Here is a 21466-nt window from a genome sequence, read left to right as displayed (position 1 = left end):
GGTCCTACATATGCAAGGCCAGAAGCCAGCGCCAGAGGGTCAGGTCGCGGATGCGGTTACCGGAAACTGGGTCGACACACATGCCCCGGAATGGACGCGCCCCTACCTGCGGCTCTCCCGCGCCGACCGGCCGATCGGCACCTGGCTCTTGCTGATCCCCTGCTGGTGGGGGCTGGCCTTGGCGATACTGGCGGATCAGAGCCTGCGCTGGCAGGATCTGTGGATCGCCATCGGCTGCGCCGCCGGCGCCTGGCTGATGCGCGGCGCGGGCTGCACCTGGAACGACATCACCGACCGCAACTTCGACGGCCAGGTGGAGCGCACCCGGTCGCGCCCCATCCCTTCCGGCCAGGTGACGGTAAAGGGCGCGCTGGCCTGGATGGCGCTGCAATGCTTGGCTGGACTGATGATTCTGCTGACCTTCAACCAGGCGGCCATCGCCATGGGCATCCTGTCGCTGCTGCCGGTCGCGGTCTATCCCTTTGCCAAGCGGTTCACCTGGTGGCCGCAAGTGTTTCTGGGTCTCGCTTTCAACTGGGGCGCCATGCTGGCCTGGGTGGCGCATAGCGGCTCCTTGGGCTGGCCGCCGGTGCTGCTGTATCTGGCCGGGATCGCCTGGACGCTGTTCTATGACACCATCTATGCCCATCAGGACACCGAGGACGACGCGCTGATCGGGGTGAAATCCACGGCCCGCTTGTTCGGGACGCAGACACCGGTGTGGCTGCGCCGCTTCATCGTGGCCTTTGTCAGCCTGATGGCGCTGGCAGTCATCGGAGCGGTGCTGGAGAGCGCTTCGGTGCTGGCCCTGGTGCTGGCGCTGGCCGGGCCTTGGGCGATGGGCTGGCATATGACCTGGCAGCTGCGCGCCTTTGACGCAGAGAACAGCCAGCGGCTTTTGCAGCTGTTCCGGCTCAACCGCGATACCGGCCTGATTCCGCTGATCTTCTTTGTCCTGGCCATGTTCGTGTGATTGAATCGCGGCCGCTCGCGGGGTAAGAGCCTGTAACGCAAACTGGGAATGTGCCGCCATATGCGCTTGTCTAAGCTGATGATCCCGGGCCTGGCCTTTGCCGCCGCAGCCGGGCTGAGCCTTGTTGCCGCCGGATTTGCCGTCACCGCCGTGGAAGAGAGCACTGAGCGCGGCGTGCGCGCGGCGCTGGACGGCGGCCGCTATACCTGGGCGGAGGTGACGGCAGACGGGCTGCAGGTGCTGCTGGAGGGCACCGCCCCGGATGAGGCCACGCGGTTTTCGGTCAAATCGCTGGTGGGCACAGTTGTCGACGCGGCCCGGATCGTGGACGGGATGGAGGTTCCGCCTGCCGATGGCCTCGCGCCGCCGCGGTTCTCGGCGGAAATCCTGCGCAATGACGGCGGCATTTCCATCATTGGACTGATCCCCGCAGGCTCCGGCCGCGCCGCGCTGGTTGAGGAGCTAGAGAGCCTGGCCGGGCCGGAACATGTGGCCGACTTCCTGGAAACCGCGAAATACGGCATTCCCGAAGGCTGGCCGGAGGCGATGGGCTTTGCTGTGGAAGCGCTGAAACTGCTGCCGCGCGCCAAGATTTCCGTTGCGGCGGGAGAGGTCTCGGTGACGGCCATTTCCGGCAGCGAGGAGGCCAAGGCGCAGTTGGAAGAGCGGCTGGGCCGCACCGCGCCGCCGGGACTGCGGCTGGCGCTCGACATCGCCGCACCGCGGCCGGTGATCACCCCGTTCACCCTGCGTTTCCTGCTGGACGGCAACAGCGCGGAATTTGACGCCTGCTCTGCCGAAAGCGAGGAAAGCCGCGACCGTATCCTGGCCGCCGCCCGCAAGGCCGGGCTGCAGGGGGATGCGGATTGCGTGATCGGCATGGGTGTGCCCTCGCCCAACTGGGCCCGGGCGGCAGAGCTGAGCATTGCCGGCCTTGCTGAGCTGGGCGGCGGCTCGGTCACTATCGCCAATGCGGATATCACGCTAGTGGCCGCCGAAGGCACCCCGGAGGCGCGCTTTGATCACGTGGTGGGCGAGCTGGAAGGCGCCCTGCCCCGGGTGTTTGCCCTGCACGCGGTGCTGCCGGTGCCAGAGGCGCAGGATGCCGGCGGCGTGCCGGAATTTACCGCCACCCTCAGCCCCGAGGGGCAGGTGCAGCTGCGCGGCCGCCTGTCCGATGCCGCCCTGCGCAAGGTTGCGGACAGCTACGCAAAGGCGCGGTTCGGCTCCGGCAATGTGCATACAGCGGCGCGGGTCGCCGCCAACCTGCCCGCTGACTGGCCGGTGCGGGTGCTGGCGGGGCTGGAAGCGCTGTCTTATCTGCAGCGCGGCGCGGTCACGGTGACACCCGGCAACCTGGAACTGCGCGGCATGAGCCACCGCAAGGACGCACCGGCGGAAATCGCCCGCTTCCTGTCGGCCAAGCTGGGCGAGGCCGAGACTTATGGCCTCGACATCACCTATGAGAAGCCGCCGGAGCCGACGGACAAGCCGCTGCCGCCGGAACTCTGCGAGGCGCAGCTTGCCAGCGCCCAGAGTGACGGCAAGATCACATTCGAGCCCGGCTCCGCCACCATTGCGGCGGACAGCGCCGGGACAATGGACCGGATCGCGGACATCCTGGGCCGCTGCGGCCCGGTGCGGCTGGAGATCCAGGGCCACACCGACAGCCAGGGCCGCGAGGCGATGAACCAGAACCTGAGCCAGGCGCGGGCGCAATCGGTGCTGAACGAGCTGCGGGCGCGCCGGGTTGTGACCTCGACCTTTGCCGCCAAGGGCTATGGCGAGAGCACCCCGATTGCCGGCAATGACACTGAGGAAGGCCGCGAGGCCAACCGCCGCATTGAATTCAAGCTGATCCGCCCTGCCGCACAGGCGGGGAGCGCAGAAGACAGCACCGGTGACGAGAGCGCCGGCGGCGAGGACGCCGAAGGCGCAGAGGACGCACAGGAGACCACAGAGTAATGAACAGAACCGAGTTCATCATCACCACCGCGATCATCCTGTTTGCGGCCTTTGCCATCGGCTGGTTCGCCAACTGGCTGGTGCACCGCTTCACCCGGGTGCGCCAGAGCGACGTGGCCGACCTCGACCGGATGAGCCAGGAGCTGCATGAGGCAGAGGAGACCCGCGACCAGGCGATCACCTATCTGCAGCAGCGCGAGGCGGAGCTGACCAACCAGCTGACCCAGACCGAAGCCGAGTTGCGCGCGGCAATGGACGGCCTGCGCGAGGCCCGCCGCGAGGCCGAAGAACTGCGCAGCCAAATCCCGCACTAAGGGTCCAAGCGGGGCACTCCCGCGCCTGCAGGCCGTGATGGCTGCGCAATCACAGCCTGAGAAGCCTTGGGCCTGGCGCCGCGCTGACGCGCGGCGTTTTCATTATGCTAAGAAGGCCTGAACGGGCAGGTCTGCCCATCTCGGCCTCATTCGATTGTATTTGAAGGTTGGCGCGTCAAGGTCAAGCCGCTTCGCGGGGCCTGCGGCCTCCTTGACCCGCCGGCTGCTGCAGGCGGCCGCCGCCGCGCGTCAGCGCGGCGCCGGGCCCAACAGGTGGAGATCATCTGTGATGATCGAACAACTGGCGGGAGCTCCCGCCTTGGTTCTGCAGACTACCAGCGCTTCAATGCGTCTTCGTCGGCGTCCTTGGCAGCCACCCAGTCCGAGCCGCCGCCTGCCAGGATTTCCTTCTTCCAGAACGGCGCGCGGGATTTTAGGTAGTCCATCAGGTATTCCGCTGCCTCAAAGGCATTCTTGCGGTGCCGGGCGGCGGTGGCGACCATCATGATCCGCTCGCCAGGGGCCAGGCGGCCGTGGCGGTGGATCACCAGCGCATCGGCCAGCGACCAGCGCTTCATCGCCTCTTCCGCGATGGCGGTCAGGGCTTTTTCGGTCATGCCGGGGTAATGCTCGATTTCCATCGCGGCAAGCCCGCCCTGATCGGCGTCCCGGACAACGCCGGTAAAGGTCACCACCGCGCCGGCCCCCGCAACGCCCGCGGCGAAAGCGTCGCTCTCGGCGCCCAGCTCAAACGGGGCCTCCTGGACGGAAATCCGCATCGCCTCAGCCCCCGGTCATCGGCGGGAAAAAGGCCACCTCGCGCACACCAGCCAGGGGAGCGTCGAACTCCGACAGTTCCTGGTCCAGCGCCACCCGCAAGGCGGAGAGGTCCGCAAAGGCGGCAGCATAGCGTTCTTCCCGCGCGCGCAGTTCATCGACCAGATCCGCCACCGTGGCGGCAGAAGTCTCCACCTGCTCGCGCGGCAGTCCGATACGCTCGCGCACCCAGGCAAAATACAGAATGTCCATCAATGCGCCTCCTTCAGATGCGGCATCGCCTTGCGCAGATAATCCAGTCCGGTGATCGCGGTCAGCGCCGCGGCGATCCACAGCAGCCACAGGCCGATGCGGCCGGTCCAGAACACCCCGGCCTCCTTCCAGCGCAGTCCGAACAGATCCTCCAGCTCGCCTGCAATGACCTGGCTGTAGATCTGATCATCCATGCCAAAGGAGGACATCACCAGGTAATGCTCGAAGATGCCCTGCGAGAACAGCGTGGCAATAGCGAGCATCTGGGCGGTGGTCTTCCACTTGGCCAGTTTGGTGACCTTGAGCGTGCCGGCGGTGTCGCCAAGATATTCGCGCAGGCCGGAGACAAACACTTCGCGGAACAAGATCACGGTCGCGGGCAGCACCAGCCAGGGGGTCCAGTGCTCAGCCGAATAGCCCACCAAAATCATCAGCGCGATCACCACCATCGCCTTGTCGGCAATCGGATCCAGCATCGCGCCAATCTTGGTTTCCTGCTTCCAGGCCCGGGCCAGATAGCCGTCAAACCAGTCGGTCACCGCGGCGGTGATGAACAAAAGCAGCGCAAACCAGTCTGCATAGGGCCGCGAGAAGTAAAGGAACATCACCGCAAGGCCGGGCGCAGCGACAAGCCGCAGCAGGGTGAGGATATTTGGCAGGGTCCATTTCATGCGGGCACATTATCCGGCTGGCTGGCGTGTGGAAAGCAGATGGCAGACAAAAATCCGCCCCCTGGGGGCGGATGCCTCCGGCGGGGATATTTCCGGCCAGATGAACAAGGGAGTGGTCCGGTTTTCAAGGGCTTATTTCACCCGCTGCCGTGGAAGTGGTCATAAATGCGCTCCGCCAGCGCCTCGGAGATGCCCTCCACCGCCTTAAGGTCGGACAGATTTGCGCGGCTTACCGCCTTGGCGCTGCCGAAATGGGACAGCAAAGCGCGTTTGCGCGAGGCCCCAACGCCGGGCACTTCGTCCAGGGGCGTGGCACTGACCGCCTTGGCGCGTTTGGCGCGGTGGGTGCCGATCGCAAACCGGTGCGCCTCATCCCGCATCCGCTGGATGAAATAAAGCACCGGGTCGTTGCGCTGCAGGGCAAAGACCGGCGCGCCAGGGCGGTAGAACTCCTCCTTGCCGTGATCACGGTCGACCCCCTTGGCCACCCCTACCATCGGGATGTCCTGCACGCCGTGCTTCTCCATGATCTCTGTCACGGCTGACACCTGGCCTGCGCCGCCGTCGATCAGCAGCAGATCGGGCCACAGCCCCTTGTCCCGGTCCGGGTCTTCTTTCAGAAGGCGCGAGAAGCGGCGATGCAGCACCTCTTTCATCATGCCGAAGTCATCGCCCGGCACCAGGTCATCCCCCTTGATATTGAACTTGCGGTAGGCGTTTTTCATGAAGCCTTCCGGCCCCATCACGATCATGCCGCCTACGGCATTGGTCCCCTGGATATGGGAGTTGTCGTAAACCTCGATCCGCTGCGGCGGGCCTTCGAGGCCAAAGGCCTCTGCCAGCCCGCGCAAGAGCTTGGCCTGGGTGGCGCTTTCGGCCATCCGGCGGGCCAGGCTTTCGCGGGCGTTGCGCACGGCAAAGGCCACCAGTTCGGTCTTTTCGCCGCGCTGAGGCACCAGCAGTTCAACCTTGCGGCCTGCCGTCCCGCTCAGCGCCGCCTCCATCAGGTCGGCGTTTTCGATGGCGTCGGACAGGATCAGCTGCCGCGGTGGCTCCTTGTTGGCATAGAACTGGCCGAGGAAGGCCTCCATGATCTCTGCCGGGCTGTTGTCGGCATCCACCCGCGGATAGAAATCCTGGTTGCCCCAGTTCTGGTTGGCGCGGATGAAGAACACCTGCACGCAGGCCTGGCCGCCCTCCATGTGCAGGCCGATCACATCGGCCTCGGCGACGCCGCGGGGGTTGATGCCTTGGGAGGACTGCACCTGGGTCAGCGCCTTGATCCGGTCGCGCAAGGCGGCGGCGCGCTCGAATTCCATCGCCTCGGAGGCGGCCATCATCTGCTCTGCCAGCTCCTCCTGCACTTTGGTGGAACGGCCGGACAGGAATCGCTCGGCGTCGCGCACGCTGGCGGCATAGTCCGCTTCAGAAATCAGCCCGGTGCAAGGCGCCGAGCAGCGCTTGATCTGGTACTGCAGGCACGGCCGGGTGCGGGTTTCGAACATCGAATCCGAGCAGTTGCGCAACAGGAACGCCTTTTGCAGCTGGTTCAATGTCCGGTTCACTGCGCCGGCGCTGGCGAAAGGGCCAAAATAGCTGCCCTTCTGCTTGCGGGCGCCGCGGTGCTTCTTGATCTGCGGAAAGGCGTGATCCTTGGCCACCAGAATATTCGGGAAGCTTTTGTCGTCGCGCAGCAGAACGTTGTACTTGGGCTTCAGCTGCTTGATCAGGTTCTGTTCCAGCAGCAGCGCCTCGGTCTCTGTCCGCGTGGTCAGGAACATCATCGAGGCGGTGAGCGCGATCATCCGCTCGATCCGGGGACTGTTGCCGGGGCGGGTATAGTTTGACACCCGCGCCTTGAGATTGCGCGCCTTGCCCACATAGAGCACCCGGCTGTCCGCATCCAGCATCCGGTAAACCCCGGGCGAGGCGTCCAACGTCTTCACGTAATCCTGGATCACGGCATAGCCGGTTCTGGGCTTTGTGGCGGGCGAATCCGGGGATGTTTCGGCAGGCTGGTCGTTCATGTGCTCAGACATATGATTCCCCGCTCCTGGCTGCAATGTTTGCCTGTCCGGATCAAGAGCGGTAAAATCCACGGAAGTTGTGGATAACTACGAAGATATCTTTGGGCTATCCCGCGTTTTTCCTTATTTCGAGATGGTTTCGGACGGATGCCTAAAATTTAGGCACATTGTTAAGGTGCTGATTTGACTATTTATTTTTTAGGCAGCCTGTCAAGGTTCTGAAAAGAAAGGCACTTTTGTAACGCTTCCGTGACGGCAGGCACACCGGTGCAAAACTTGCGGCGAAAGGTATGGTTTCGCCCCTGTTTGCGTCACTCCAGCCCGTCACTGTCGGGTGTTTGCCAGGCCAGGTGCTGGCCGCCGTCCACACAGATCATCTGGCCGGTCACCGCCTTGGCCTGCAGTAGATACGACAAGGCCGCGGTGATGTCCTGCGGGTCGGCGCCGCGCTGCAAAATCGTGGCCTGGCGCTGGCGGGTAAACTGCTCCGCGCTTTGGCGCGGCCCCTGCAGCGTCGGCCCCGGACCGATGCCGTTGACGCGGATCTGCGGCGCCAGCGCCTGGGCCGCGGTGCAGGTCAGGGTCCACAGCGCCGATTTCGCCAGCGTGTAGCTCATGAACTCCGGTGTCAGCTTGCGCACCCGCTGGTCGATCATGTTGACCGCCAGTCCCCAGGCACAGGGCTCGCCCCGGGCGTCTGTCTCCAGCGGCACGTCCTGCGCCGCCATCGCCTGCAGCAGCACGAAAGGCGCCCGCAGGTTGCTGCCCATGTGTCGGTCCCAGCTGTCCCGGGTGGCGCTGGCCAGCGTGTCATGCTCGAAAATGGACGCGTTGTTGACCAGGCAGGTGACGGGCCCGCCCAGCGCCTCAGCCGCCCGGGGCAGCAGCGCCTGGGACTGCGCCTCGTCCAGGAGATCCGCCTGCAACACCGCCGCCCGGCGGCCCTGTGCGCGGATTTCCACGGCAGTTTCCTCGGCATCCTGCGCGGATGTTGCATAGTGGACGGCGACGTCATGGCCGCGCGCGGCCAGTTCCAGGGCCATCGCCCGGCCCAGCCGCCTGCCCGCTCCTGTCACCAATGCCCGCATCTGCGCCTCCCCTGCTGCTGCCGGCCTAGAGTTAGAACAGGACGACCATATAAGCCAGATAGAGCGCGCTGAGAATGACACCCCAGGTCCGGGTGATGTCCTGCTTGAAGAAGACAAAGGGGATCAGCAGCAGCGAGGCCGAGAGCATCACCCAGAGGTCGAACTGCAGGAACTCCGGATCGACGCTGATCGGACCGACAAAGGTGGCAATGCCGATGATGGCCAGGAGGTTGAACATGTTGGAGCCGATCACGTTGCCCAGCGCCACATCCGCCTGGCGGCGCATCGCCGCCATTGTGGTTGTGGCCAGTTCCGGCAGCGAGGTGCCCACCGCCACCAGCGTCAGGCCGATCACGGTTTCGCTGATCCCGTAAAGACGCGCGATGATCGAGGCGTTGTCCACCAGCAGGTCGGCGCCCAGCGGCAGGCCGATCAGGCCCAGCAGCAGGTAAATTCCGACACGCCAATACGGCATGTCTGGGTCGGCCTCTTCGATCTCTTCCAAGTCCGCATCCGTGGCGCAGCCATTGCCTTTGCCATTGCGGCGGTGTTTGCGGGCATCGCGGAAAGCTACACCCAGCACCCCGGCCAGTGCGGTCAGCAGGATCAGGCCGGACCAGACCGTGAAGGTACCGCTGAAAGCCAGACCGATAAACAGCACCGATGCGCCCAGCATGAAGACATAGTTCCTGCGGGTGCTGCATTCGCTGGTGTGCAGCGCCCGCAACAGCGCGGGGATGCCAAGCACCAGCAGGATATTGGCGGTGTTGGACCCGACCACATTGCCCATCGCGATGCCGTCTGCGCCTTCATGCACTGCACTGACGGCAATCAGCAATTCCGGCGCCGAGGTGCCAAAGGCAACGATGGTCAGGCTGACGATCAGCGCAGGCACCCCCAGCCGCAGGCTGAGGTTTACCGCGCCGCGCACCAGCGCATCGCCCGCCAGCAGCAGGATCACCAAACCAAGCGCCGAATACAGCCATGGCATCATTTGCCACGATCTCCTTTTTTACAGGCGCACGGCCCCTTGCCGATCCGGAAGCGGCCGCAGGCCGGGCAGCGCCTGGAATTGATGTGCTTCTGGCCGGGAAACCGCAGCTTGCCGAACATCGCAAGCACAGCCATCACCACCAGAAAGAGGGCAACGATCTTGAACAGCACGTCAGAGCCCGAAACGCGCGTATTCGGCACGTTCCTCGATCCCGGCCAGCGCGTCCTGGGCAACCCGCATGCCGAACCGGCTCCAGAACGGCTTCTTCAGGCCGTAGCGGCGGAAGCGGACCTTCTCGCCGAACCGCTCCTGCATCTTGGGTTTGAGGTGGCCGATACCGTCGATCAGGCCCAGCTCTTCAGCTCTGCGCGCCAGCCAGATCTCGCCGGTGAACAGATTTTCATCGTTCTTCAGCTTGGCGCCGCGCCGTTCTGTGACGTGGTCGATGAAATTGGCGTGGATGTCGTTCAGGATCACCTTGAGGCGCTGCACGTCCTCGGGATTTTCCGGACGAAACGGATCCAGCATGGATTTGCTTTCGCCCGCGGTGTAAACCCTGCGCTCCACACCCTGGCGGGCCAGCAGCACATGGGCGCCGAACCCGGCGGAGATCACCCCGACCGAGCCCAGCACCGAGCTGGCGTCGGCCCAGATCTCATCCGCAGCGGCGGCCAGCCAGTAGCCGCCGGAGGCCGCAACGTCCTCGACAAAAGCATAGACCGGGATGCCCAGTTCCTCCGCCAGGAGGCGGATGCGGGCACCGATCAGCGAGCTTTGCACCGGCGAGCCGCCGGGGGAGTTGATTTCAAGCGCGACGGCGGCCGGCTTGCCCTTGCGGAAGGCGCGCTCCAGCACCGGGGCCAGGGCGGCATCGCTGAGCGAACCGCGCCCCGGCATGCCAATGGCGCCGTTGAGGCGCACCACCGCCACCAGCGGCTGTCTTTTCAGGAAAGGCAGGTGAATTCTCATGGCGCCGATGTAGAGGGCCGCCCGGGGTGAAACAAGATGCACCCCCCGGGGTTTTCCCGCGAAACGCAAAAACCGCCGCCTCCACGGGCATAAATGCAACGCTGATTTGAGCTGGGAAAATGGGTTCCGACGACTGCGGAGGAGGCTCCCGCCGGGCAGAACAGCAGCTTGCAATTGCGGCCGTCCCGCCCTGCTTCCGGCCCCCGATCAGGCCCGGATGCGCCAGCCGGTTTTGAAGATCCACCAGATTACTGCCATGCAGGCCAGGGTAAAGCCGCCAATGGCACACAGGCTCAGCAGCACCGGCACATCCGCCTGACCGAAGAACGCCCAGCGGAAGCCCGACACCAGATAAACCACCGGGTTGAACAGGGTGATGGTCTGCCACACCGGCGGCAGCATGGAGATCGAGTAGAACGACCCGCCTAGGAACACCAGCGGCGTCACTACCAGCAGCGGCACCAGCTGCAGCTGCTCGAAATTCCCGGCCCAGATGCCGATGATGAACCCCATCAGCGAAAAGCTGAGGCAAGTCAGCACCAGGAAGGCGACCATTGCAACGGGATGCTGGATCGGGAGGTCCACAAACAGCGAGGCGGTGCACAGGATCACCACGCCGATGAACAGCGACTTGGTCGCTGCCGCCCCGGCAAAGCCCGCGACCACCTCCAGGAAGTTGATCGGCGCCGACAGGATTTCATAGATATTGCCGATGAATTTCGGGAAATAGATCCCGAAGGAGGCATTGGATATGCTCTGTGTGATCACCGACAGCATCACCAGTCCCGGCACGATGAAGGCACCGTATTCGACCCCGTCGACCTCCTGGATGCGGCTGCCGATGGCGCTGCCGAACACCACGAAATAGAGCGAGGTGGACAGCACCGGCGAGATGAAGCTTTGCAGAAAGGTGCGCCAGAACCGCGCCATTTCAGCCTTGTAGATGGTGGCAACCGCTGTCCAGTTCATGCCGCGTCCCCCTCGGCTGCGCCCTTCGAATCCCCGCCCGTCGAAACGAGGCCGACAAAAATGTCTTCCAGGCTGGATTCGCGCGTCTGCACATCCGACAGCACCAGACCGGCCTGCGCCACATCATTCAGCAGCGTGGTGATGCCGGTCCGTTCCGCCCTTGTGTCATAGGTGTAAAGCAGCCCGCCGCCGCCGTTGACCAGCTGCAGGTTGTGCTGCGACAGCGCCTCCGGAACCGCCTCGACCGGCTTGGCCAATTGCACTTCCAGCTGTTTCTGGCCCATCCGCGCCATCAGCTGCTCCTTCGCTTCGACCAGCAGCAGCTCGCCGCCCGTGATCACCCCCACCCGGTCGGCGATGGCCTCTGCCTCCTCAATATAATGGGTGGTCAGAATGATGGTAACGCCGCCGGCCTTCAGTTCGCGCACGATTTCCCACATGTCCTTGCGCAGTTCGACGTCCACTCCGGCGGTGGGTTCATCCAGGAACAGGATGCGCGGCTCATGCGCCAGCGCCTTGGCGATCAGCACCCGCCGCTTCATGCCGCCTGACAGGTCCATGATGCGGCTGTCGCGCTTCTCCCACAGCGACAGCTTGCGCAGAATGCTCCCGATCAGTTCCGCATTGGCGGGCTTGCCGAACAGGCCGCGCGAGAATGTGACCGTGTCGAGCACCTTGGTGAAGGGCTCCAGGGTGATCTCCTGCGGCACCAGCCCGATCAGCGCCCTGGCTGCGCGGAACTGGGAGACGTTGTCGAAACCGCCCACCCTGATGCTGCCCGAGGTCGCAGTGGTGATGCCGCAAACGGTTGAAATCAGGGTTGTCTTGCCCGCGCCGTTGGGGCCGAGCAGGGCCAGGATTTCGCCCTCTTCGATATCGAGCGAGACGCCTTTCAGCGCCTCGAAACCGCCATCGTACATTTTGCGCAGATCGCGGATGGACAGGATGGCCGCCATGATGCCTCCGGGATGGTCTCAGATCCCGGCTACCCTAGCGGCGGTGTGCCGCGTCTGCCAGCCCCGTGCCGCACATCGGGCCGCAGATTGGCCTGTGCGCTTGCGCAGAGTTCCGGGCAGGCTCAGCCGCGGCCGGTCACCTTGCTGAACCAGCCCTTCTTTTCGCCGTCCTCCGGGGCATCGCCGCCGTCGTCTGCCGCGGCCTCCGGCGCCAGATGCGCCTGCAGGTTGGCAAAGAACTGGTCCGCCATCTTCTTGGCAAAGCCGTCGATGATCCGGCTGCCCAGCTGCGCCAGCTTGCCGCCGACCTTGGCTTCGACATCATAGGACAGCAGCGTGCCGGAGCCCGATGGCGCCAGGGTCACGATGGCGCCGCCCTTGGCAAAGCCGGCCGCCCCGCCCTTGCCCTCGCCGCTGATGGTCAGTTTCTCGTTTTCAACCAGGTCCGACAGGGTCACCTGCCCCTTAAAGGTGGCTTTGACCGGGCCGACCTTCTGGGTGACCGTGGCCTGGAACCCCTCCTCGGGTGTGCCCGTCACGTCCTGCGCGCCGGGCACGCAGGCTTGCAGCACCTCAGGCGTCAGCAGCGCCGCGTAGACGGTTGCCGGATCGGCGGCGATTTCCTTCTGGTCACTCATCTGCATGGGCTGGGCCTCCCTGGCGCTGTGTCGTTGGCTCCCCAAGACCTAGCCGCCCGGCTCCGCCCTGCCAAGTCCGCAGTGGCCCAGAGGGCGGCGGCGGGTACCCCGGGGCAAGGGACCGCCGCAGGAAATCTTGAAATTCATCTTGACGTCAAGATTTATTGTGAACTATCTTCACGTCAAGATAAATGAAAGGACCCACCCATGAGAATCATCCTCTTTGGCGCAACCGGCGATGCAGGCAGCGCAGCCCTGAGGGCCGCGGTAGCGCGCGGCCATCAAGTGACGGCGGTGTCCCGGCAGCCGCAGGCGCTGGCGGGTCTCAGCCCCCTGGTCACCCCGCAGCCCTTGGACTTGATGGCGGACCCCCAGGCAGCGGCAGAGACCGCCCGGGGACACGACCTAGTGATCAGTGCCCTGCGGCCGCTCGCGGGGCGGGAAGCCGATCTGGTGCCGCTGACCCGTGCCGCGCTTGATGCGGCCCGGCTGGCCGGCATTCCGGTGCTGGTGACCGGCGGTGCCGCGACATTGAAGCTGGCCGACGGCAGCGGCTACACAGTGCTGAGCGCGCCGGGTTTCCTCCCGGAAAGCGTCCGCCCGATTGCCGAGGCCTGCGCCGCGCAGGACGCGCTGCTGGAGGCGGAGACCGAGACAGAATGGACCTGCCTGCGCCCGCCTGCGCTGCTGACGGAAGGCCCGCAGACCGGCCGCTACCGGTTCGGCACCGATACGCTGGTAACGGATGCGGATGGCGCTTCGCAGATCTCCTTTGCGGATTTCGGTGCGGCTCTGCTGGATCTGGCGGAGCACCCGCGCGGCAGCCGGCAAAGGCTGACCGTCGCCTGGGGCGCTCCCGCCCCCGCCCTGGCGGCCGGCTGACGCCGGGCCTTGGCCGGCGTTGGGCCGGGCAGCGCGCCTTGCGCGCTGCGGCCGCGCAGCAGCGCATGCGCTGCCCTGTCACACGAAGCGTTACCGTGCCCCAAACGCCCCGGCGCCGCGCGTCAGCGCGGCGCCATGCCCAAGGCTTTGCCTTGCATCTGCGATGCATGGCACAGGCGCGGGAGCCCTCCCGCCTTGCTCCGGTCAGCGGTTGCGCTTGGGGAGCGTCTCATTGGCTGTCCAGTCGAAAGTGCCCTGATCCCGCTCCTGCACCGCTTGCTTCCAGCCCGCCTCCTCCGCTCTCGCCTTGAAGTTCAGCCCCTCGGGCGAATGGCGGCTGATCCCGTCAAAGACCGTGGCCAGCCGCTGGGTCTGCATCAGCCCGGTCTGCTCAATCGCCTGGTTGATCACCAGTTTCTGCATTGCCAGCTGATTGATGGGCACCGAGGCCATCCGCGCCGCCATCTCCTCGACCGCATCGTCCAGCTGCTCCGCCGGCACAGCCTGCAGCACCAGCCCCATCTCCGCCGCCCCCCTGCCGCTGATCCGGTCGCCGGTGAACAGCATCCGCTTGGCCCGCTCCGCGCCCAGACGGTAGACCCACATCGCCGTGGTCGGACAGCCCCAGACACGTGCGGGCATGTAGCCGATCTCCGCATCCTCCGCCATGAACGTCAGGTCCGCGCACAGCGCGATGTCCGACCCGCCCGCCACCGCAAAGCCGTGCACCTTGCAGATCACCGGCTTGGCCGCCCGCCACAGGGACATGAAGGCCTGGGTGTTCTCCCGCATGAAGCGGTAATCCTTGATGGGGTCCCAAGGCATCGGCTGGGTCACCTCGCCGCTGCCGTTGCCCTCGGCGTAATAGGTCAGATCATAGCCCGCGCAAAACCCTTTACCCGCGCCGGACAGGATCATCACATGCACCTGCGGGTCCGCATCCGCCTGCGCCACCGCCGCGGCCAGATCCCGCGGCATTTCGTCATTGATGGCATTCATCACGTCTGGCCGGTTCAGCGTGATCCGCGCGATCCGGCCGTCTTTCTCGTACAGTACCGTGGACATGGGCTCCTCCTCCGCTGCGCAAAGGAGATCACAGGCCGCGCCCCCCGCATAGACGGGCCGACGCAGCGTCAGCCTGCCCAGCTGCGGCGCCTAGTACGGCAACCCGACGTAATTTTCGGCCAGCGACGCCTGCGCCGCATCCGAGGAGAACAGGTAGTCCAGATCTGCACGCTGCAGCCGCAGGTCGGTCTCGCTGCCCTCCGGCGCCCGGTGCAGCAGGTTTGTCATCCACCAGCTGAAGCGCTCCGCCTTCCAAACCCGCGCCAGCGCCTTTTCCGAATAGTCGTCCAGCCCGGCGCTGTCGCCTTTCAGATAGTGATCCAAGAACCCGTGATAGAGGTAATAGATGTCCGAGGCGGCCAGGTTCAGCCCCTTGGCACCGGTGGGCGGCACGATGTGGGCGGCGTCGCCTGCCAGGAACAGGTTGCCATAGCGCATCGGCTCCGCCACGAAACTGCGCAGGGGTGCGATGGATTTCTCGATCGACGGACCGGTCTGCAGGCCAGCCGCAACCTCATCCGGCAACCGGCGCTTCAGCTCTTGCCAGAACGCCGCATCGCTCCAGTCCTCCACCCGGTCCGTGAGCGGCACCTGGATGTAGTACCGGCTCAGCACCCGGCTGCGCAGCGAACACAGGGCAAAGCCGCGCTCATGCCGGGCATAGATCAGCTCCTCAGAGACCGGAGGCGTTTCCGACAAAACCCCAAGCCAGCCAAAGGGATAGACCTTCTCGTATTCCTTCAGCACATCCGAGGGAATCGACTTGCGGCTGACCCCGTGAAAGCCGTCGGCGCCGACGATGAAATCGCACTCGGCCCGCTGCGCCTCGCCGTCCTGCTCCCAGGTCACAAAGGGGCGCGCCTCGGTCAGCGCATGAGGCTGCACGTTCTGCGCTTCGTGGATCACGACACCGCTCATCGCATCGCGCGCTTCATACAGGTCGCGGGTCACTTCGGTCTGGCCGTAGACCATCACCGTGTCGCCGCCGGTGTGCTTCGCCAGGTCGATCCGGTCCAGCTGCCCCTGATGGGCGATGTGGAAGCCTTCGTGGATCTCGCCCTCCCGGTCCATCCGCGCGCCGCAACCCGCCTCGCGCATCAGGTTGACGAAACCATGCTCCAGCACGCCCGCCCGGATCCGGCCCAGCACATGGGCGCGGGTGCGCTTTTCCAGCACGATGGAGCTGATCCCCTTGCGGTGCAAAAGCTGCGACAGCAGCAGCCCGGACGGCCCGCCGCCAATGATAACAACCTGCGTCTGATGCGTGGACATGCGCGCTCCCCTGATCGTTCGGTATATTCGTGCAAGGGGGATTATGCGCCGGGCGCACCTGATTGCGAATGGACCAACCGTGCCATCTCTTGTATATTTCGCACATGCATTCCTCAGCCCGCATCGACAGCTACAACCTGTTCGGCGAGACCGCCGAATTGGCCGATGTGCTGCATGTCGAGACGATTCGCGCCCGATCAGAGCTGCATGACTGGGAATTGCGGCCACACCGGCACGCCAGGCTGCATCAGCTGCTGGTGCTGACCAGCGGCGGGGGAGAGGCGGATCTTGACGGAAACAGACCTAACCTGGCCCCGCCCTGCCTGATCAATGTGCCCCGCGGCGTGGTGCATGGCTTCCGGTTTGGCAATGGCACCGGCGGCTGGGTGATCACCCTGACCTCCGATCTGCTGGACCAGAACCTGGCTCCGGGTGAGGGGATCCGCGCGCCGCTGGACCTGCCTGCCGTGCTGCCGCTGCCAGAGGGGATGCAGGACTTGGCGGAACGGCTGTTCCATGAATACCGCGCCAAGGCGTTCGGGCGGGCGCAGATGCTGCGCGGGCTGGCACTCAGTCTCACCGCGCTGGCCGCCCGCGCCGCGGCGGCCGGGCAGGAACCCAGTGTGCAATCCCAGACCGGCACGCTGTTTGCCCGGTTTGAAGCGCTGGTCGAGCGCGATTTCCGCCTGCGCCGGCCGCTGGCGGACTACGCGGATGAACTGGCGGTGTCAGCGACCCATCTGAACCGGATCGCCCATCAGGCCACGGGCCAGCCGGCCTCGGCGCTGGTCGGCGCCCGGGTGCTGCGGGAGGCGCGGCGGCTGCTTATCTACACAAACATGACCGCGGCGCAGATCGGCTATGAACTGGGCTTCAACGACCCCGCCCATTTCAGCCGCGTCTTTGCCAAGGGCACCGGAATGCCGCCACGGAAATTCCGCCAGCAGCTTGCCGGAAGCGGCTGAGCCGGAGCAGACTGGCCTTTGCAAAGACATCGCAAGGGGAACGCAAATGCTGCAGGGGATCCGCATTCTGGAGGTCGAGGGACTGGGCCCCGGCCCCTTTGCCGCGATGACACTGGCCGACCTCGGGGCGGAGGTGATCTGCGTGCACCGGCCGTACACCGGGCGTACACCGGGGATGCCAGACAACTCGCTGCTGGACCGGGGAAAGCGGTCGATTACGCTGGACCTGAAGGCACCCGAGGACGCCGAAACCTTCCTGAAACTTGCCGAAACCGCACATGGGCTGATCGAAGGATTCCGCCCCGGTGTGATGGAGCGTTTGGGCCTGGGGCCGGCAGAGTGCCACGCGGTCAACCCGGCCCTGGTCTATGGCCGCATGACCGGCTGGGGCCAGGACAGCCCTCTGGCGCATGCGGCGGGGCATGACCTCAATTACATCTCGCTGTCGGGTGCGCTTTGGTATGCCTCAAACCCTGGTGACGTGCCACTGACGCCCGCCACACTGGTCGGCGATATCGGCGGCGGCGCGATGTATCTGGTGGCAGGGATGCTGGCGGGTATTCTCAAGGCCAAGTCCACCGGCGAGGGCTGCGTTGTCGATGCCGCGATCTATGACGGCTCGGCGCATATGATGAACCTCTTGATGAGCATCCGCCAGGCCGGGAACTTCGGCGTCACACGTGGAGCAAATCTGCTCGACGGGCCGCATTGGAGCCGCACCTATGCCTGCGCCGGCGGCGGCTATGTCTCGGTGCAATGCCTGGAGCCGAAGTTCTATGCGCTGTTTCTGGAGAAGCTGGGGCTGGCGGAGGAAGCGGAGTTCCAGCAGCAGTTCAACAAGGCGCTCTGGCCAGCCTTGACCGGCCGCCTTGCGGGAATCTTTGCCAGCCAGCCGCGCGATCACTGGGAGGCGCTGTTCGACGGGAGCGATGCCTGCGTCGCCCCGGTGCTGAACCCGGAGGAGGCCCAGGCGCATGCGATGAACGCCCGCGGCACCTGGGTCGAAGACCAAGGCGTGCTGCAAGCCGCCCCTGCCCCGCGGTTTTCCGGCCAGCCAGAGTGGGTGCCGCCGGAAATCCCGCATCGCGGCCAGCACACAAGGGAAATCCTGGCGGAGCTGGGCCGGAAATAGGGTCAGTCTTCTTTCTTGGCCTTTTCGGCGGCAGCTTTCATCCGCTTAAGCAGCTCAGTCTTGTCCGCCTGCTTGCCAAAGGGGTTCTTCTTGGTGCCCTTGGCGTTATGTTCGGCGTGACGAGGTTTATTCTTGCCCATTTTGGGTGCTCCAGATTTACCGTAATCCACCGTTATGTCCTCTTTCGCGGCGCGTCGTTCTGCGCTGATGCCTGAAACAGCCACCCGGCACAAGGCCGGGCAGCGCGCAGCAGGTCAGCCGCCCCTGACCGTGTCGATCATCAGCTGCACATTGTCCGGGTCCGCGTCCGGCGTGATGCCGTGGCCCAGGTTGAAGATATGCGGGCCGTTCTTGAACGCCTCGACAATGCGGCGGGTGTCATCCACAAGATCCTGCCCGCCTGTCACCATGTGGCGGGAGGCCAGGTTGCCCTGCACGCAGCCGTCCACCTGCACATTGGCGGCGGCCCATTCCGGATCCACCGAGTTATCGAGTGCCACGCAATCCACACCGGTTGCCTTTGCGAAACCCACGTATTTCTCACCCGCCTCGCGCGGGAAGCCGATGACGGGGATGCCCGGGTGGCGTTCCTTCAGCGCCGCGGTGATCTGGCGGCAGGGCTCCAGCGCGTATTTGTCGAAGTCCGCGCCTTTCAGCGAGCCGGCCCAGCTGTCGAAGATCTTCACCACCTCGGCGCCCGCCTCGATCTGCTTGGAGAGATAGTCGATGGTCGCCTCTGTGATCCGTGCCAGCAGCGCCTCGAACAGGGCAGTGTTTTCTTCGCGCAAAGCGTGGGCAGGCCCCTGATCCGGCGTGCCGCGGCCCGCGATCATATAGGTCGCCACGGTCCAGGGCGCACCGGCAAAGCCGATCAGCGTGGTCTCGGACGGCAGTTCGCGCGACAGGATGCGGACCGTTTCATAGATCGGGTTCAGCGTCTCGTGGATATCGGACGCAGGGCCCAGCTTGGCGAAGTCTGCCTCCGTCGTGATGGTGGATAGCCGCGGGCCTTCGCCGGTCACGAACCACAGGTCAGCACCCAAAGCCTGCGGGATCAGCAGGATGTCGGCAAACAGGATGGCCGCATCAAAACCGTAACGGCGGATCGGCTGCAAAGTCACCTCAGCGGCGAGGTCAGAGTTATAGCAGAGCGACAGGAAATCCCCGGCCTCGGCCCGTGTGGCGCGGTATTCCGGCAGGTAGCGGCCCGCCTGGCGCATCATCCAGATCGGCGGCACATCCTGTTTTTCACCCGCCAGTGCGCGCAGCAGCTTCTTTTGTCCGGCCATGATTTTCCTCGCTATCTTTCGCCCACATAGGTCGCCCTCTGAGGTCACGCCTGCGGGGGCGAATGTCAAGAGCAGGGGCGATCTGCCGCGCACTGGCCCTTTGCGCTTTGTCCTATATCAAAGCCCGCGCGCGATGCCCGTGGGAGATGCGCAAAAACCGGTTTCCACCGGGCCGCAAACTGATTTATGGCTTCTTCCATGACACTGACCCTGCCCTCCCCCGCTTCGCCCCTGAAAATCGGCACCCGCGGATCGCCGCTGGCGCTGGCCCAGGCGTATGAGACCCGTGCGCGCCTCGCCGCTGCCTTCGATCTGCCGCTGGAAGCGTTTGAGATCGTGGTGATCAAGACCACCGGCGATAATCAGGCGCTGATCGCGGCGGACAAGCCGCTGAAGGAGCTGGGCGGCAAGGGGCTGTTCACCAAGGAGATCGAAGAGGATCTGCTGTCGGGCGCCATCGACATTGCGGTGCATTCGATGAAGGACATGCCGGTGGCCCAGCCTGAGGGGCTGGCGCTGGACACCTATCTGCCGCGCGAGGATGTGCGCGATGCCTTCATCTCTCCAGCGCTGACATCGCTGCATGAACTGGCCGAGGGCGCGGTGGTCGGCACCTCGTCGCTGCGCCGCCGGGCGCAACTGCTGAACCGCCGACCCGACCTGAACGTGGTGGAGTTCCGCGGCAACGTGCAGACCCGCCTGCGCAAGCTGTCCGAGGGCGTGGCGGACTGCACTTTCCTGGCGATGGCCGGCCTCAACCGTCTGGCGATGGCGGATGTGCCTGCCAATCCGATCGAGACCGGCGACATGCTGCCCGCGGTGGCGCAGGGCGCCATTGGCATAGAGAGGCGCGCGGCTGACGGCCGCGCGGCGGAGATGCTGGCGGCAATCCATGACGGCGAGACCGGTTTGCGGCTGGCGGCGGAACGGGCCTTCCTGGCGGCGCTCGACGGCTCCTGCGAGACTCCGATAGCAGGCCTTGCCGAGTTGCATGGCTCCACCCTGCGCCTGCGCGGCGAGGTGCTGCGTCCCGATGGCTCGGAATCCATCAGCGATGATCAGACCTGCCCGGTCGAAGACGGTGCGGAACTGGGCCGGGAAATGGCGGCAAAGCTCTTGGAGAAGGCCGGCAAGGGCTTCTTTGACTGGAAGTCCTGAGCGAGGCTCTGCCTCGCGCTCCGGGATATTTGGAACCAGATGAATTAAGGATCCTCTCTTCATCTGGCTGAAAATATCCTGGGGGTGAGCGCCGATGGCGCGAGGGGGCAAAGCACCCTTTCAGTCTCCGCTAGATCTGCCCCGACCACCTCAGCCAGCTTTGCGGGCTGCCGCCGAAGGTGTTGAGATCCACATCACCCGCCACCCCCGGCACCTGGCCGGTGCCGGAATACTGCCAGAAGCTCCAGCTTTCACCCGGGTAGACCTTTTGCGGATGGCCCGCGACGGAGCGCAGCCAGAATTCGGTGCCGCCGAGCTGCCCGATGCCGGTGTCGCGGTAGAAATCCACTGTCGTATAGACCACCGGGCGCTTGCCGTAGTGGCGTTCCAGAATGTTCAGGAACTTGCGCGCCTCCGCCCGCACGGTTGCGCCGTCCGGCCGCGTCCGGCAGGTGCGGGAGCGGTGGTTCCATTCCATGTCCAGCACCGGCGGCAGCGCGTTCGGGTCTTTCGGCACGTGGCGGATGAACCAGCGGGCCTGCTCTGCCGCCGGGCGGCAGAAGTAATAATAGTGATAGGCGCCGCGCTTCAGCCCCGCGGCGCCCGCCCCGCGCCAGTTGTCGCGGAACTTGGCGTCGGTGTGATCACCGCCCTCAGTCGCCTTGATATAGGCAAAAGACACGCCGGAGCGGCGCACCTTGAGCCAGTCGATATCCCCCTGATAGCGCGAGACGTCGATGCCATGCACCGGGTAGGACCAGGGCGTGCGCCCGTCCCAATCGTGCGGGTCGCGGTCGCCAAAGCGGGGATAGGTGGACAATCCTGCCAGCCGCGCATTGGCAGGCTCGGTCCGGGTGACCTGCGGCGCGCTCACCTCCCTGTCCGGCGCCCTGCCGCAGCCTGCTGCCAATGCCAGCGCCAATACCCCCAGAACCAGTCTGCGCATGTGATGTGCTCCCTGCCTCAACCTTTGAATACTGCTGTTGTCTTTGCCTGTTCTGTCCCACTCTAGCGCAGCCAGGCGCAAAGTCGCGCGCCCGGAAAGGTTGTCAGCAAAAATCCGCCAAAGGAAAACGCGCCGCTGTGGGGGCGGCGCGCTGGCGGTGTCAC

Annotated in this window: 23 protein-coding genes; 7 read left to right on the top strand and 16 right to left on the bottom strand. The window is 65.1% G+C overall.

Annotated elements, in window-relative coordinates:
* Positions 1-10: 10 nt before the first annotated feature.
* The 3 genes from ubiA to B2P87_RS08385 are packed head-to-tail and all read left to right on the top strand — an operon-like array spanning position 11 to position 3252.
* Positions 11-973: a 4-hydroxybenzoate octaprenyltransferase gene (gene ubiA, locus B2P87_RS08395; protein WP_141891121.1), complete on the top strand. Its 963-nt coding sequence runs from the start codon at positions 11-13 to the stop codon at positions 971-973.
* A 60-nt stretch (positions 974-1033) separates the two neighbouring features.
* Positions 1034-2938, top strand: a complete 1905-nt coding sequence (locus tag B2P87_RS08390; protein ID WP_141891122.1) for an OmpA family protein — start codon at positions 1034-1036, stop codon at positions 2936-2938.
* Complete coding sequence (locus B2P87_RS08385) at positions 2938-3252, top strand: hypothetical protein (protein ID WP_008556394.1); 315 nt, start codon at positions 2938-2940, stop codon at positions 3250-3252. Before B2P87_RS08390 ends, B2P87_RS08385 begins: the two co-directional genes overlap by 1 nt.
* 332 nt (positions 3253-3584) lie before the next feature.
* On the opposite strand, the gene B2P87_RS08380 is transcribed toward B2P87_RS08385, so the two are convergent.
* The 11 genes from B2P87_RS08380 to B2P87_RS08330 all read right to left on the bottom strand — a co-directional run bounded on the left by B2P87_RS08380 (position 3585) and on the right by B2P87_RS08330 (position 12599).
* The gene (locus tag B2P87_RS08380; protein WP_141891123.1) at positions 3585-4031 is read right to left on the bottom strand and encodes a molybdenum cofactor biosynthesis protein MoaE; all 447 of its coding nucleotides are present in this window, start codon (positions 4029-4031) and stop codon (positions 3585-3587) included.
* A gap of 4 nt (positions 4032-4035) precedes the next feature.
* On the bottom strand, positions 4036-4281 hold the full coding sequence (moaD, locus tag B2P87_RS08375; RefSeq protein WP_141891124.1) for a molybdopterin converting factor subunit 1: 246 nt from the start codon (positions 4279-4281) through the stop codon (positions 4036-4038).
* On the bottom strand, positions 4281-4952 hold the full coding sequence (gene pgsA / locus B2P87_RS08370) for a CDP-diacylglycerol--glycerol-3-phosphate 3-phosphatidyltransferase (protein ID WP_008554844.1): 672 nt from the start codon (positions 4950-4952) through the stop codon (positions 4281-4283). Before pgsA ends, moaD begins: the two co-directional genes overlap by 1 nt.
* A 137-nt stretch (positions 4953-5089) precedes the next feature.
* On the bottom strand, positions 5090-6991 hold the full coding sequence (gene uvrC, locus B2P87_RS08365) for an excinuclease ABC subunit UvrC (RefSeq protein ID WP_414671958.1): 1902 nt from the start codon (positions 6989-6991) through the stop codon (positions 5090-5092).
* A gap of 299 nt (positions 6992-7290) precedes the next feature.
* Positions 7291-8118 (bottom strand): SDR family oxidoreductase, encoded by an 828-nt coding sequence (locus B2P87_RS08360; protein WP_286852453.1) that lies wholly within the window; start codon positions 8116-8118, stop codon positions 7291-7293.
* On the bottom strand, positions 8099-9061 hold the full coding sequence (locus B2P87_RS08355) for a calcium/sodium antiporter (RefSeq protein ID WP_141891125.1): 963 nt from the start codon (positions 9059-9061) through the stop codon (positions 8099-8101). The genes B2P87_RS08360 and B2P87_RS08355 overlap by 20 nt, the downstream gene beginning before the upstream one ends.
* On the bottom strand, positions 9058-9231 hold the full coding sequence (locus tag B2P87_RS08350) for a hypothetical protein (RefSeq protein ID WP_058285119.1): 174 nt from the start codon (positions 9229-9231) through the stop codon (positions 9058-9060). The genes B2P87_RS08355 and B2P87_RS08350 overlap by 4 nt, the downstream gene beginning before the upstream one ends.
* 1 nt (position 9232) lies before the next feature.
* On the bottom strand, positions 9233-10030 hold the full coding sequence (locus B2P87_RS08345) for a S49 family peptidase (protein WP_141891126.1): 798 nt from the start codon (positions 10028-10030) through the stop codon (positions 9233-9235).
* Between the two features lie 207 nt (positions 10031-10237).
* Positions 10238-10999 carry an ABC transporter permease gene (locus tag B2P87_RS08340; protein WP_027244650.1) on the bottom strand — a complete coding sequence of 254 codons (762 nt, stop codon included), beginning with the start codon at positions 10997-10999 and terminating at the stop codon, positions 10238-10240.
* The gene (locus B2P87_RS08335; protein WP_141891127.1) at positions 10996-11955 is read right to left on the bottom strand and encodes an ABC transporter ATP-binding protein; all 960 of its coding nucleotides are present in this window, start codon (positions 11953-11955) and stop codon (positions 10996-10998) included. Before B2P87_RS08335 ends, B2P87_RS08340 begins: the two co-directional genes overlap by 4 nt.
* A gap of 122 nt (positions 11956-12077) precedes the next feature.
* A complete protein-coding gene (locus B2P87_RS08330; RefSeq protein WP_141891128.1) occupies positions 12078-12599 on the bottom strand; it encodes a CoxG family protein in 522 nt (173 codons plus the stop codon).
* Between the two features lie 201 nt (positions 12600-12800).
* Here B2P87_RS08330 and B2P87_RS08325 point away from each other — a divergent pair, with 201 nt between their 5' ends.
* Positions 12801-13475 (top strand): NAD(P)-dependent oxidoreductase, encoded by a 675-nt coding sequence (locus tag B2P87_RS08325; protein WP_141891129.1) that lies wholly within the window; start codon positions 12801-12803, stop codon positions 13473-13475.
* A 204-nt stretch (positions 13476-13679) separates the two neighbouring features.
* Here the strand turns inward: B2P87_RS08325 and B2P87_RS08320 are convergent, their stop codons facing one another.
* Both B2P87_RS08320 and pobA read right to left on the bottom strand, forming a co-directional pair.
* The gene (locus B2P87_RS08320; RefSeq protein ID WP_141891130.1) at positions 13680-14540 is read right to left on the bottom strand and encodes a crotonase/enoyl-CoA hydratase family protein; all 861 of its coding nucleotides are present in this window, start codon (positions 14538-14540) and stop codon (positions 13680-13682) included.
* Positions 14541-14630: 90 nt separating this feature from the next.
* On the bottom strand, positions 14631-15812 hold the full coding sequence (pobA, locus tag B2P87_RS08315; RefSeq protein ID WP_141891131.1) for a 4-hydroxybenzoate 3-monooxygenase: 1182 nt from the start codon (positions 15810-15812) through the stop codon (positions 14631-14633).
* A gap of 104 nt (positions 15813-15916) precedes the next feature.
* On the opposite strand from pobA, the gene B2P87_RS08310 reads away from it, so the two are divergent.
* The gene (locus tag B2P87_RS08310) at positions 15917-16777 is read left to right on the top strand and encodes a helix-turn-helix domain-containing protein (RefSeq protein ID WP_141891132.1); all 861 of its coding nucleotides are present in this window, start codon (positions 15917-15919) and stop codon (positions 16775-16777) included.
* Between the two features lie 46 nt (positions 16778-16823).
* Positions 16824-17909: a CaiB/BaiF CoA transferase family protein gene (locus B2P87_RS08305; protein ID WP_141891133.1), complete on the top strand. Its 1086-nt coding sequence runs from the start codon at positions 16824-16826 to the stop codon at positions 17907-17909.
* Positions 17910-17911: 2 nt separating this feature from the next.
* Here B2P87_RS08305 and B2P87_RS08300 read toward each other — a convergent pair whose 3' ends face one another.
* Positions 17912-18049, bottom strand: coding sequence for a hypothetical protein (locus B2P87_RS08300; RefSeq protein ID WP_008554039.1), 138 nt, complete (start codon positions 18047-18049; stop codon positions 17912-17914).
* A gap of 114 nt (positions 18050-18163) precedes the next feature.
* Entirely contained in the window at positions 18164-19198 is a 1035-nt protein-coding gene (gene hemE, locus B2P87_RS08295; protein ID WP_141891134.1) for a uroporphyrinogen decarboxylase, read from the bottom strand.
* 198 nt (positions 19199-19396) lie between these two features.
* Between hemE and hemC the strand changes: the two genes are divergently transcribed.
* Positions 19397-20356: a hydroxymethylbilane synthase gene (hemC, locus tag B2P87_RS08290; RefSeq protein WP_141891135.1), complete on the top strand. Its 960-nt coding sequence runs from the start codon at positions 19397-19399 to the stop codon at positions 20354-20356.
* A 130-nt stretch (positions 20357-20486) separates the two neighbouring features.
* Here the strand turns inward: hemC and B2P87_RS08285 are convergent, their stop codons facing one another.
* On the bottom strand, positions 20487-21302 hold the full coding sequence (locus tag B2P87_RS08285) for a GH25 family lysozyme (RefSeq protein ID WP_141891136.1): 816 nt from the start codon (positions 21300-21302) through the stop codon (positions 20487-20489).
* Between the last annotated feature and the right edge of the window lie 164 nt (positions 21303-21466).

Source organism: Leisingera sp. UBA4491, from assembly GCF_002388965.1.
In the GTDB taxonomy this organism is placed as follows: domain Bacteria; phylum Pseudomonadota; class Alphaproteobacteria; order Rhodobacterales; family Rhodobacteraceae; genus Leisingera; species Leisingera aquaemixtae.
The sequence above is the reverse complement of the archived record's forward strand: the minus strand, read 5'-3'. Positions and strand labels throughout refer to the sequence as shown.